Annotated in this window: 12 protein-coding genes; 10 read left to right on the top strand and 2 right to left on the bottom strand. The window is 71.1% G+C overall.

Translation table 11 applies throughout. The annotated features are described in order from the left end of the window. Positions 1-85: 85 nt before the first annotated feature. From ACFY3C_RS39965 to ilvD, 4 genes are all read left to right on the top strand, one after another. Positions 86-1018 carry a Ppx/GppA family phosphatase gene (locus ACFY3C_RS39965; protein WP_390774342.1) on the top strand — a complete coding sequence of 311 codons (933 nt, stop codon included), beginning with the start codon at positions 86-88 and terminating at the stop codon, positions 1016-1018. Between the two features lie 151 nt (positions 1019-1169). Next, a complete protein-coding gene (locus tag ACFY3C_RS39960) occupies positions 1170-1982 on the top strand; it encodes a sugar phosphate isomerase/epimerase family protein (RefSeq protein ID WP_386579599.1) in 813 nt (270 codons plus the stop codon). Continuing rightward, a complete protein-coding gene (locus tag ACFY3C_RS39955) occupies positions 1979-2584 on the top strand; it encodes a TetR family transcriptional regulator (RefSeq protein ID WP_386579601.1) in 606 nt (201 codons plus the stop codon). The genes ACFY3C_RS39960 and ACFY3C_RS39955 overlap by 4 nt, the downstream gene beginning before the upstream one ends. 159 nt (positions 2585-2743) lie before the next feature. After that, on the top strand, positions 2744-4597 hold the full coding sequence (gene ilvD, locus ACFY3C_RS39950; RefSeq protein ID WP_390774341.1) for a dihydroxy-acid dehydratase: 1854 nt from the start codon (positions 2744-2746) through the stop codon (positions 4595-4597). Between the two features lie 52 nt (positions 4598-4649). On the opposite strand, the gene ACFY3C_RS39945 is transcribed toward ilvD, so the two are convergent. Continuing rightward, on the bottom strand, positions 4650-6791 hold the full coding sequence (locus ACFY3C_RS39945) for a serine/threonine-protein kinase (protein ID WP_390774340.1): 2142 nt from the start codon (positions 6789-6791) through the stop codon (positions 4650-4652). 181 nt (positions 6792-6972) lie between these two features. On the opposite strand from ACFY3C_RS39945, the gene ACFY3C_RS39940 reads away from it, so the two are divergent. From ACFY3C_RS39940 to proC, 6 genes are all read left to right on the top strand, one after another. Continuing rightward, entirely contained in the window at positions 6973-7287 is a 315-nt protein-coding gene (locus tag ACFY3C_RS39940) for an SH3 domain-containing protein (protein WP_390774339.1), read from the top strand. Between the two features lie 42 nt (positions 7288-7329). Further along, entirely contained in the window at positions 7330-7851 is a 522-nt protein-coding gene (locus tag ACFY3C_RS39935) for an EamA/RhaT family transporter (RefSeq protein WP_390774338.1), read from the top strand. Positions 7852-8010: 159 nt separating this feature from the next. Then, complete coding sequence (locus ACFY3C_RS39930) at positions 8011-8811, top strand: class I SAM-dependent methyltransferase (RefSeq protein ID WP_390774337.1); 801 nt, start codon at positions 8011-8013, stop codon at positions 8809-8811. 127 nt (positions 8812-8938) lie between these two features. Continuing rightward, on the top strand, positions 8939-9775 hold the full coding sequence (locus ACFY3C_RS39925) for an ABC transporter ATP-binding protein (protein WP_390774336.1): 837 nt from the start codon (positions 8939-8941) through the stop codon (positions 9773-9775). Continuing rightward, entirely contained in the window at positions 9772-10572 is an 801-nt protein-coding gene (locus ACFY3C_RS39920) for an ABC transporter permease (protein WP_386579611.1), read from the top strand. The genes ACFY3C_RS39925 and ACFY3C_RS39920 overlap by 4 nt, the downstream gene beginning before the upstream one ends. 81 nt (positions 10573-10653) lie before the next feature. Then, positions 10654-11466, top strand: coding sequence for a pyrroline-5-carboxylate reductase (gene proC, locus ACFY3C_RS39915; protein ID WP_386579612.1), 813 nt, complete (start codon positions 10654-10656; stop codon positions 11464-11466). Between the two features lie 61 nt (positions 11467-11527). On the opposite strand, the gene trpS is transcribed toward proC, so the two are convergent. Continuing rightward, positions 11528-12562, bottom strand: a complete 1035-nt coding sequence (gene trpS / locus ACFY3C_RS39910; RefSeq protein WP_390774335.1) for a tryptophan--tRNA ligase — start codon at positions 12560-12562, stop codon at positions 11528-11530. Positions 12563-12897: the final 335 nt, after the last annotated feature.

Genomic DNA, 12897 nt, shown 5'->3' with positions numbered 1-12897 from the left:
TTCGTCTTTGGCACCCGTCCAGGGTAAGTGGCCCGAGGCCGCTTCGGGGACCGAGGACGGCGGTTCTGGCAGTAGCGTTCCGTACATGAGACTCGGTGTCCTGGACGTGGGTTCGAACACGGTGCATCTGCTGGTGGTGGACGCTCACCCCGGCGCGCGCCCGTTGCCCGCGCATTCGCACAAGGCCGAACTTCGGCTCGCCCAGCTGCTCGACGACAGCGGTGCCATAGGTGATGACGGTGTCGAGAAGCTGATCGCGGTCGTACAGGACGCGCTCCAGGCCGCCGAGGACAAGGGCGTGGAGGACCTGCTGCCGTTCGCGACCTCCGCGGTGCGGGAGGCCACCAACGCCGACGAGGTCCTCGCGCGCGTGGAGGACGAGACCGGCGTAAGACTCCAGGTCCTCACCGGTGCGGAGGAGGCTCGGCTCACCTTCCTCGCCGTCCGCCGCTGGTTCGGCTGGTCCGCCGGAAAGCTGCTGGTCCTGGACATCGGCGGCGGGTCCCTGGAGATCGCCTTCGGTATCGACGAGGAGCCGGACGCCGCCGTCTCCCTCCCGCTCGGCGCCGGCCGCCTCACCGCCGGCTGGCTGCCCGGCGACCCGCCCGTCCCCGACGACGTCCGCTCCCTGCGCCGCCACGTTCGCGCGCAGATCGCCCGGACCGTCGGCGAGTTCCACCGCTTCGGCACCCCCGACCACGTGGTCGCCACCTCCAAGACCTTCAAGCAGCTGGCCCGCATCGCCGGCGCCGCCCGCAGCGCCGAGGGCCTCTACATCCAGCGCGACCTCAAGCGGGAGTCCCTGGAGGCCTGGGTCCCCCGCCTGGCCGGCATGTCCACGCAACAGCGCGCCGAACTCCCCGGAGTCTCCGAGGGCCGAGCCGGCCAGCTGCTGGCGGGGGCACTGGTGGCCGAGGGCGCGATGGATCTCTTCGGGGTGGAGAGCCTGGAGGTCTGCCCGTGGGCCCTGCGCGAGGGCGTGATCCTGCGGCGCCTCGATCACATGGGTACGGCTTGACTGCGTGAAGGGGCGCGGGCCGTGTCGGTGGGCGGCTCCGCCGCGTGGGCGCAGGCAACCGCGGCACACCCGCACCCACCCGAATGGCGAACGTCACAACGGCGAATAGGCACCCCACCCCCTCACCACTCGACCCCGTAAGGTGACGGACGTGGCTGAACCAAGGGACGTGTCCGTCGCGCTGTCGACAGCCTCCGTTTACCCGGAGTCGACGGCGACGGCCTTCGAGATCGCCGCGCGCCTCGGGTACGACGGCGTCGAGGTCATGGTCTGGACCGACCCGGTCAGCCAGGACATCGAGGCCCTGCGCCGCCTGTCCGACTACCACGGCATTCCGATCCTGGCCGTGCACGCCCCCTGCCTGCTGATCACCCAGCGGGTCTGGTCCACAGACCCCTGGGTCAAGCTCCAGCGGGCGAGGGCTGCCGCGGAGAAGCTGGGTGCCTCCACCGTCGTCGTACACCCGCCCTTCCGCTGGCAGCGGCAGTACGCCCGCGACTTCGTCTCCGGGGTCTGGCGGATGGCGCACGAGACGGACGTACGGTTCGCCGTCGAGAACATGTACCCGTGGCGCTACCGCGACCGCGAGATGCTGGCCTATGCGCCCGAGTGGGACGTCACCAAGGACGACTACCGGCACTTCACGATCGACCTCAGTCACGCGGCGACGGCCCGCACGGACGCGCTGGGCATGCTCGACCGCATGGGCGACCGCCTCGGCCACGTCCACCTCGCCGACGGCCGGGGCTCGGCCAAGGACGAGCACCTGGTCCCCGGCCGCGGCACCCAGCCCTGCGCCGAGCTGCTGGAGCGCCTCGCGCGCACCGGCTACGACGGCCATGTCGTCATCGAGGTCAACACCCGCCGGGCGATGTCCAGCGCCGAGCGCGAGGCCGACCTCGCCGAGGCCCTGGCCTTCACCCGTAAGCACCTGGCCGCGGCCCTGCAGGTGCCCCGGCGATGACCGGGGCGACCGCACGCCGCAGGGGACGGCCGCCGCGCGCCGAGTCCGCCGACACCCGCGACCGGATCCTCGCCGCGGCCCGCGAGGAGTTCTCCGAACGCGGCTACGAGAAGACGTCCGTACGCGGTATCGCCAAGGCCGCCGGGGTCGACTCCGCGCTGGTCCACCACTACTTCGGCACCAAGGAACAGGTCTTCGAGGCTGCCATCGAGGTCGCCTTCGCCCCCGCGCTCAATGCGCCGAACGCGGTGGCCGACGGCCCGCTGGAGGGGGTGGGGGAGCGGCTGACCCGCTTCGTCTTCGGCGTCTGGGAGAACCCCACGACCCGTACGCCCCTCCTCGCGATCCTCCGGTCCGCCGTGAACAACGAGACCGCGGCCGCCGTCTTCCGCCGCCTCGTCGCCGCCCAGCTGCTGCGCCGCATCGCCGCCCAGGTGGACCTGCCGGACGCGGAGCTGCGGGCCGAGCTGGCGGCCGCGCAGCTGGTGGGCACGGCGATGATGCGCTACGTGATCAAGCTGGAGCCGCTGGCCTCGGCGGACCTGGAGCAGATCATCGCGCGGGTGGCACCGGTGGTGCAGGGACATCTGACTCAGCCCTGAGGGTGACACGGTCCTGAAGTGACGCAGCTCTGACGTCGGCGTTCCGTGGAACACGCGTCCCGCATTCCGGACAACCTTGTCCAGCCCTTGGAGGGGCGGCGTACGCTCGTAGGAAGTCAGAAGTCTCTCTGATCGCAGTCTCTGAAGGAGCGAGCGACGATGCCCGAGCTGAGGTCCCGCACAGTCACCCACGGCCGCAACATGGCGGGCGCCCGCGCCCTTATGCGCGCCTCCGGTGTACCCGGTGCGGACATCGGCCGGAAGCCCATCATCGCCGTCGCCAACTCCTTCACCGAGTTCGTCCCGGGCCACACCCACCTGCAGCCGGTCGGCCGGATCGTCAGCGAGGCGATCAAGGAGGCAGGCGGCATCCCGCGCGAGTTCAACACGATCGCGGTCGACGACGGCATCGCCATGGGCCACGGCGGCATGCTGTACTCCCTGCCCTCCCGCGACCTGATCGCCGACTCGGTGGAGTACATGGTCGAGGCCCACTGCGCCGACGCCCTGGTCTGCATCTCCAACTGCGACAAGATCACCCCGGGCATGCTGATGGCGGCCCTGCGCCTGAACATCCCGACGGTCTTCGTCTCCGGCGGCCCGATGGAGTCCGGCCGCGCCACCCTGGTCGACGGCACGGTCCGCACCCTCGACCTGGTCGACGCGATCTCCGACGCCGTCAACGACAAGATCTCCGACGAGGACATCCTCCGGATCGAGGAGAACGCCTGCCCGACCTGCGGCAGCTGTTCCGGCATGTTCACCGCCAACTCGATGAACTGCCTGACCGAGGCCATCGGCCTCTCCCTCCCCGGCAACGGCTCGGTCCTGGCCACCCACACGGCCCGCCGCCGGCTCTACGAGGACGCGGCCCGCACGGTCATGGACCTCACCCGCCGCTACTACGAGCAGGACGACGAGTCGGTCCTCCCGCTCAACATCGCCACCTTCGCGGCCTTCGAGAACGCCATGGCCCTGGACATCGCGATGGGCGGCTCCACCAACACGATCCTGCACCTGCTGGCAGCCGCCCAGGAGGCGGACGTCCCGTTCGGCCTGGAGCAGATCGACGCCGTCTCCCGCCGCGTCCCCTGCCTGGCCAAGGTCGCGCCCAACGTCGCGAAGAACCGCACGTACTACATGGAGGACGTGCACCGCGCCGGCGGCATCCCCGCCCTCCTCGGCGAACTGCACCGCGCGGGCCTGCTGAACGAGGACGTCCACGCGGTCCACAGCCCCTCCCTGGCCGACTGGCTGAAGACCTGGGACGTCCGCGGCGGCTCCCCGTCCCCGGAGGCCGTGGACCTGTGGCACGCGGCCCCCGGCTGCGTCCGCTCCGCCGAGGCCTTCTCACAGTCCGAGCGCTGGGATTCCCTGGACGACGACGCCGAGAACGGCTGCATCCGCTCCGCCGAGCACGCGTACTCCAAGGACGGCGGCCTGGCGGTCCTCAAGGGCAACCTGGCGGTCGACGGCTGCGTCGTGAAGACCGCCGGCGTGGACGAGTCCATCTGGACCTTCGAGGGCCCGGCCGTGGTCTGCGAGTCCCAGGAGGAGGCCGTCCAGCGCATCCTCACCCAGGAGGTCAAGGAGGGCGACGTCGTCGTCATCCGCTACGAGGGCCCCAAGGGCGGCCCCGGCATGCAGGAAATGCTCTACCCGACCTCGTACCTGAAGGGCCGCGGCCTGGGCAAGAGCTGCGCCCTGATCACCGACGGCCGCTTCTCCGGCGGCACGTCCGGCCTCTCCATCGGCCACGCGTCCCCCGAGGCGGCCTCCGGCGGCACGATCGCCCTGGTCCAGGACGGCGACCGCATCCGCATCGACATCCCGAACCGCACGATCGAGCTGCTGGTCGACGAGGCGGAGCTGACGCGACGCGAGCAGGCCCTCGGCGGCGTGTACGCCCCCAAGAACCGCGAGCGCAAGGTCTCCGCCGCGCTGCGCGCCTACGCCGCGATGGCCACCAGCGCGGACAAGGGCGCGGTGCGCGACGTGAACAAGCTGGGCTGACCGGTCCACGCAAAGGGGCCGCCCCCCGGACGGGGGCGGCCCCTTTCGCATGTCACCAGGCCGAGGGATCGCGTGCGTCGAGGGCGAAGACGGTGCCGTCCGGGGCGGTGGCGCACACGCGATGGCCGACGACGACCGGTGCGGGCGGCGCCCCCGCAACCCGGGCCGAGTGGCTGCCGAGGCGGGCTTCGGTCTGCCCGACGAGCTTCCCCTTGGCCGCGTCGACGGCGAGGAGCCGCCCGTCACCCGCGCTGAAGTACACCCTCGCGCCGTCGGTGACCGGTGCCGAACCCCGGGTCACGGAGGTCTCCAGCCGCCACAGCTGCTTGTGCGCGTCCAGGTCGACGGCGACCAGGGAACCACCGGTGCCCAGGAGGTGGACGAGGGACCCCCGCACGGTCGCCTGGGCGTCGTCCAGCGCGACGGGCAACCTCACCCGGCTCGTCTGCCCGGAGGCGGCCGAGTAGCGGACGACCTCCTTGGTCTGCCCGTAGACGCTGTCGACGGACAGGAAGAACACCGAGCCGCCCCGGGCACCGAACGGCCGCAGAGCTCCGGCGAGCCGGACGTCCCACCGCACGTGCCCCGTGCGCGGATCCACCGCGGTCACCTGCGTGCTCGACCCGTCACCGGACGTGCGGGTCGCGTAGGCCGAGGAGTCCCCCGGGAACGAGAGAAAGGCCGGTGCGCCCTGGCCGGGGAAGCCGCGCTGCCACTTCGCCTCACCGGTCGCCGCGTCCACCCCGGTGACCGTCCCGTCGGCACGCGTGAGCAGGGCCATGCCGCCCGCGTAACGGATCGTCGTGTCCGGGGGAAGGCTCCGTTCCCAGACCTGTTTGCCCGAGGCGGGGGCGAGAGCCGCCAGACGTGCCCCGCCGTTCGTATAGGGCTGCACGAGACCGGCGGAGACCACGGGCGGTTCGCTCGTGGTCCGGGTGGCGACGGAGTGCCGCCACAACAGGGTGCCGTCGGCGGGGGACACGGCGAACACCGCACCGGGCTGGGCACAGAGCAACTTCCCGGATCCGTAGGAGCATTGCGGCATGCCCTTGTCCGCCCCGACCGGTTCGGCCGTCCAGCCGGCGGAGGCCGTCGACACCGTCCGCGGGCTCCCGTGCTGCGACGTGTGACGGCTGCTCTCGAACAGCCGTACCGAGACCAGGGAGCCGAGCAGGGCCAGGCCGAGCGCCGCGGCGCCCAGGACCGCCACTCGCCTGCCCGGGCGACGGCGTCTCGCGGACCGCTCCACGGACTGTCCCGCGGACTGCTCCGCGAGCTGTTCCGCGGCCTGCTCGTCGCCGGCCTTCGGCTCCCGGTCGTCCTCACTCGTCCGCTGCGCCGGTATGAACGCCTGCGTGTCGTACGAGGCGGCCACCGACCGCAGCTCCCGCATCAGCTCGTCGGGAGTCGGCCGGTCCTCGGGTTCCTTGGCGAGGCAGCGAAGGATCAGCGGCGCCAGACCCTCCGGCACCCCGGTCAGGTCGGGCTCGTCGTGCACCACCTGGTAGGCGACCACATACGGACTGTCGGAGTCGAACGGTCCCCTCCCGGTCGCCGCGTGCACCAGCACCGACCCGAGGGCGAATATGTCCGCCGCCGGTCCCACTTCCCGCGGCCGCCGGAACTGCTCGGGAGCCATGAACGGCGGTGTACCGATCAACTTGCCGGTCTCGGTGCGCAGTTCGCTGTCCTTGGGCCGGGAGATGCCGAAGTCGATGACCTTCGGACCGTCCTCGGCGAGCAACACGTTGCTCGGCTTCAGATCCCGGTGCACGACCCCCACCCGATGGATGTCGCGCAACGCCTCGGCGAGCCCGGCCATGAGCCGACGCAGCTGCGCCGCCGGCATCGGACCGCTCCGCTTCACGTGCTCGGAGAGGGTCGGACCGGGAATGAACAGCGTGGCCATCCAGGGCCGTTCGGCCTCCGGGTCGGCGTCCACGACAGGCGCCGTGAAGGCACCGCTCACCCTCCGGGCGGCGGCCACCTCCTGCCGGAAACGCCCCCTGAACTCGCGATCCCGGGCGAACTCGGCGTGTACGACCTTCACCGCGAGCCTCAGTCCCGAGGTGCTCCGGGCCAGATGCACCACACCCATGCCACCGGAGCCCAGACACGACTCCAGGTGATACTGACCGGCGTACTCGGGAAGTTCCGCTTCCGCGCCCGCTCCGGTGTTGCGCTGTGGCGTCATGGACCACCCCCGTGCTGTTCGTCCGCGCGCGCGACGCACGGAGCCTAGTCGATGACTCGTACGAGACAGAGGCGGCTTGCTAGCGTCTGCATGCGAGTTGCGCACCGGTGTTTCGCAATTCGCTTCAGGGGAATCAACGTGACCCCATGACAGTCATGGGGACAATGGGGGGAGGCACTCGATGTCTGTCGAGCGCGTCGAAGAAGACGACAACAGCAGCGCCGCGGCCGCGGTCGCGACGGAGTCCCTGCGCTATTACTCGGTCGCGCCGGGCGTACGCCTGAACGTCCGCAGTGGACCCGGCACGAGCTACAACCTCGTCCGCGTCCTGCCCGAGGGCGCCAAGGTCCACATCTACTGCCAGTCGCCGGGCACCACCATCTCCGGTCCGTACGGCACCTCGAACATCTGGGACAACATCGGCAACGGTGAGTACGTCTCGGACGCCTTCGTCCAGACCGGCAGCGACGGCTACGTCGCCCCTCGCTGCGGCTGACCCCGCGAAGAGCCCGCCCCCGCCCGGAGCCATAATCGTCCCGTGAGCGACGAGACCGGCACCCCGGACACCCCGGCGGGCTCTACGGGCGGCGCGGCCCAGGGCGGCCCCCGCCCCGAGCCCCTCCGCTTCTTCGGCACCTCCTGGGTGAACCACGACAACGGGTACGCGGCCCGCCGAGCCGGCGTGGCCGTCGGCTCCCTCGCCGCGGCCGCCGCCTCCTGCCTGGTCCTGAACTTCGCCTACGAGGGCATCCAGATCGCCGACACCGGCGCCTTCGTGACCGTGCTGGTCGTCGCCATGTTCGCGATCTGCAGCGCGCTCGCCTTCCGCAACACCTGGGAGGGCTTCGGCCGGCGCCACGATCCCCAGCGCCAGGCCCAGCTGCGCGGCCTGCTCGCCATCGGCTTCGTCGGCTCCCTGCTCGCCTACTTCTTCCGCTCCCTCACCGAGGCCCCGGGCGAGAAGCTGCACCGCGAGGAGTACGAGAAGGCCCGCGAGGAGTACGAGCGCCGGTCCTCCCGGCGCACGGGCAACCCGTCGAAGAAGAAGCGGCGCCGGTAAGCCGCGACGGGCGCAGGTGAGCGGTAAAGCCGGTAAGCGGTGCAGCCCGTGAGCCGGAAAGCGGTAGGTCCGCACAGAGCGGTGTGCCTGGCCGGAACGCGCTGCTCTCGCCCACAAACCCGCTGTCCCCTCCCACCTCACCTCGCGCACGATGGCGGCATGACCACGAGTCCAGCCACCCCGGAACCGGCCGCCGCCCCGTCCCCCGCCCTGCGCGCCCACTCCTTCAACGCCGCCGCGGCCCAGTACGCCGCGAACCGCCCCTCCTACCCGCCCGCCCTCTTCGACACCGTCGAGGAGCTGGCCGGCCGGCCGCTGTCCGGTGCCCGGGTCGTGGACGTCGGTGCCGGGACCGGGATCGCGACCGCCCTGCTGGACGCCCGCGGTGCCGACGTCCTCGCGGTGGAACCCGGTGCGGGCATGGCCGCCGAGTTCCGCCGTGCCCTGCCGCACATCCCGATCGTGCGGGGCAACGGCAACGCCCTCCCCGTCGCCGACGCCCGCGCCGACTTCCTCACCTACGCCCAGGCCTGGCACTGGACCGACACCGCGCACTCGGTGCCGGAGGCGCTGCGCGTGCTGCGGCCGGGCGGTGCGCTGGCCCTGTGGTGGAACACCTCCGCCCTCGACGTCGAGTGGATCGCCGAGGCCGCCGACCGCTTCGGTCGGTTCTTCGACGTGGACATCGCCGCCGAGAAGCGCCAGACCGGAGACCGCACCGAGCACGCCGACCCCAGCGGCCGCCTCCGCTTCACCCGCCGCGAGGTCCGCTGGAGCCGCCGGGTCCCGATCGACACCCACATCGCCAACATCGGCAGCCACTCGGCCTTCCTCGTCACTCCCGAGGAGCGCCGGAACGCGTTCCTGGAGGAAGAGCGCGGCCATGTGCTGACGGTCTTCCCGGACGGCATCGTCGAGGAGACGTACGACGTGCTCCTGCTCGTCGCGACCAAGCCCTGATCCGACACCTCGTCAACCTCCCCGGCGGCAGCGGCGGCTCGGTTCCTTCCCGGGCCGCCGCTTTCGTGTGCGGCACACCTACTTCCTCCCCTTGACGGCACCGGCCGCCGGGAAGATTATTCATCGCATGATGAATTATGCGCCCGATCCACCCCACCCCACCGCACCGGACGCCGTCCACGCCGAAGACCTCACCGTCGTACGCGGCCCCCGCACCGTCCTCCACCACCTCCGCTTCACCGTCCCGCGCGGCCAGATCACCGGCCTGCTCGGCCCCTCCGGATGCGGCAAGTCCACCCTGATGCGCTCCATCGTCGGCACCCAGGCCAAGGTCACCGGCACCCTCGACGTCCTCGGCCACCCCGCCGGCCACCCCACCCTGCGCAGCCGCATCGGCTACGTCACCCAGGCCCCCTCCGTCTACGACGACCTGACCATCCGCCAGAACCTCGACTACTTCGCCGCGATCCTCGACCCCGGCCGCAGCCCCGCCGAACGCCGCCAGGACGTCGCACGCGTCCTCACCGACGTCGACCTCACCAGCCACGCCGACGCCCTCGCCGGCAACCTCTCCGGCGGCCAGCGCAGCCGTGTCTCCCTCGCCGTCGCCCTCCTCGGCACGCCCGAACTCCTCGTCCTCGACGAACCGACGGTCGGCCTCGACCCCGTCCTGCGCCGAGACCTGTGGAACCTCTTCCACGACCTCGCCGCCCGAGGCGCCACCCTCCTCGTCTCCTCCCACGTCATGGACGAGGCCGAGCGCTGCCACCGCCTCCTCCTCATGCGCGAGGGCCGGATCCTCGCCGACGACACCCCGGACGCCCTGCGCACCCGTACCGGCACCGACACCGTCGAGGCCGCCTTCCTCCGCCTCGTCGACGAAGCAGACCGAGCAGACGACGCCGACGCGGACGCCGCCGACGCCGCCGACGCCGCGGACCGCACCAAGGAGACGACCCGATGAGCACGACCACACCGGCAGCGCCCGCCACTCCTGCCGCCCCCGCCGCGCCCACCAGCGCCCTGAACGCCGCCCGCACCACGGCCACCGCGGCCCGCGTCCTGCGCCAGCTCCGCCACGACCCGCGGACCATCGCGCTGCTGATCCTCGTCCCCTGCCTGATGCTGATCCTGCTGCGCTACGTCTTCGACGCCAGCCCGCGCACCTTCGACAACATCGGCGCCTCTCTGCTCGGCATCTTCCCGCTGATCACGATGTTCCTGGTCACCTCCATCGCCACCCTGCGCGAACGCACCTCGGGCACCCTCGAACGTCTCCTCGCCATGCCCCTCGGCAAGGCCGACCTCATCGCCGGCTACGCCCTCGCCTTCGGCGGCCTCGCCATCGTCCAGTCGGCCCTCGCCACCGGACTCGCCGTCTGGCTCCTCGGCCTGGACGTCACCGGCTCAGCCTGGCTGCTCCTGCTGGTCGCCCTGCTCGACGCCCTGCTCGGCACGGCCCTCGGTCTCTTCGTCTCGGCCTTCGCGGCCTCGGAATTCCAGGCGGTCCAGTTCATGCCCGCGGTGATCTTCCCCCAGCTCCTCCTCTGCGGCCTCTTCACTCCACGCCCCAACATGCACCCCGTGCTGGAGGCCATCTCCGACGTCCTCCCGATGTCCTACGCCGTCGACGGCATGAACGAGGTCCTCCACCACACGGACATGACGGCGACATTCGTACGGGACGTCTCGATCGTGGCGGGCTGCGCGGTGCTGGTCCTGGCACTCGGGGCAGCGACGCTGCGACGACGCACGGCATAGCCGCGGGCCCACCCGCCGACCGACATTCCGCCTGCCGGACAACCGACCCGCACACCCGACCCCGGTGCCAGACTGAACCGCATGAGCCAGAAAGTCGCAGTCCTCGGCACCGGCAAGATCGGCGAAGCCCTGCTCAGCGGAATGATCCGGGCCGGCTGGGCCCCCGCCGACCTCCTGGTCACGGCCCGCCGCCCCGAACGTGCCGAAGAACTCCGCGCCCGTTACGGAGTCGCCGCGGTCACCAACCCCGAGGCCGCCAAGACCGCCGACACCCTGATCCTCACGGTCAAACCGCAGGACATGGGCGCCCTCCTGGACGAACTGGCCCCGCACATCCCCGCCGACCGCCTGGTCATCAGCGGAGCCGCCGGCATCCCCACCTCCTTCTTCGAGGAGCGCCTCGCCGCGGGCACCCCGGTCGTCCGCGTCATGACGAACACCCCGGCCCTCGTCGACGAGGCCATGTCCGTCATCTCCGCCGGCAGCCACGCCACCCCCGAACACGTCGCCCACGCCGAGGAGATCTTCGGCGCCGTCGGCAAGACCCTCCGAGTCCCCGAGTCCCAGCAGGACGCCTGCACCGCCCTGTCCGGCTCCGGCCCGGCGTACTTCTTCTACCTGGTCGAAGCCATGACCGACGCCGGCATCCTGCTCGGCCTGCCCCGCGACAAGGCCCACGACCTGATCGTCCAGTCCGCGATCGGCGCCGCCGTGATGCTCCGCGACAGCGGCGAACACCCCGTCAAGCTCCGCGAGAACGTCACCTCCCCGGCCGGTACGACGATCAGCGCCATCCGCGAACTGGAGAACCACGGAGTCCGCGCCGCGCTCATCGCCGCACTCGAGGCCGCCCGCGACCGCAGCCGCGAACTCGCCTCCGGCAAGAAGGACTGACACCCAAGAAGGACTCACCCACGACACCGCGAAGGCGGCGGGCCACCCCGCCGCCCCACGGCTAGCGAGCGGCGCTCAGCGAGTTCAGCGAAGGCTCCGCCACGGGCGGCAGCAACCCGATGGCCCGATAGGCGGTATCGACGATCGGCCGGGCCATCGCCCGAGCCTTCTCCGCACCATCTCGCAGCACCCCCTCCAGATAGACAGGATCCGCGCACAGCTCCCTGTGCCTGGCCTGCACGGGCCTGAGAACCTCCACCACGGCCTCAGCGGTGTCCTTCTTCAAAGCGCCGTACGAGTCGTAAACGGCCGCCAGTGACTCAGGGTTCCCGCCCGTGCACGCTGCGAGAATCTCCAGCAGATTCGAGACCCCCGGCCGGGCCTCCCGGTCGTACTCCACGTCCCGCCCGCTGTCGGTCACGGCCCGCATGACCTTCTTGCGCACCACGTCCGGCTCGTCCAGCAGATAGACGATCCCCGGACCCGAGTCGTCCGACTTCCCCATCTTCGATGTCGGGTCCTGCAGGTTCATCACCCGCGCGGCCACCTTCGGCGGGGTGGCCTTCGGCACCACGAACGTGTGGCCGTACCGCTGGTTGAACCGCACCGCCAGATCCCGCGTCAGCTCGACGTGCTGCGTCTGGTCGTCCCCGACCGGCACCTCGTCCGCCCCGTAGGCCAGGATGTCCGCCGCCATCAGCACCGGATACGTCAGCAGCGACAGCCGCACACTCCCGCCGCGCTCACGCTCGCGCGCGGACTTCTCCTTGTACTGGATCATCCGCCGCATCTCGCCGTCCGTCGCCACGCACTCCAGCACGTACGACAGCCGGGTGTGCTCGTCGACATGGCTCTGCAGGAACACCGTGCACAGCTCGGGGTCGAGCCCCGACGCCAGCAACAACGTCGTCGCCTGACGACTGAGCCTGCGCACCCGCGCCGGATCGTGGTCCACGGTCAGCGCGTGCAGATCGACGATGCAGAACAGGGAGTCCGCCCGGTGCTGGTCCACCGCGGCCCACTGCCGCATGGCACCCAGGTAGTTCCCCAACGTCAGATGTCCGGTCGGCTTGACCCCGCTGAAGACCCGCGTCATCTCTACTCCACCTCCAGGTCGAAACCGCCGTCCCGGTCGGCCGGCCCCCGGAGTCCTGGAGGGAGATACGAGAACGGCCGCCGAGGCGGCGGCCGTTGAGTGCATACGTGAGTACGGCCGCCGGTCAGGCGGCCCACCAGAGCTGGGTACACGTACGCGTCATCACGTCGGCCAGCGTACGCCCGCAGGGGCCCCGCCCGCAGCGAGTTGACACACCCCGGCCCGCTACGTAATGTTCTTCGGGTTGTCCGACGTGAGCGCCGACTCCGGTCGGTCCCCGGACAGCCATTCCGCAAGTATCAGCCAGCAATCGGCGACCCGTCGTCGTGTGCTTC

Source organism: Streptomyces sp. NPDC001410 (assembly GCF_042895235.1).
Classification (GTDB): Bacteria; Actinomycetota; Actinomycetes; order Streptomycetales; family Streptomycetaceae; genus Streptomyces.
The sequence above is the reverse complement of the archived record's forward strand: the minus strand, read 5'-3'. Positions and strand labels throughout refer to the sequence as shown.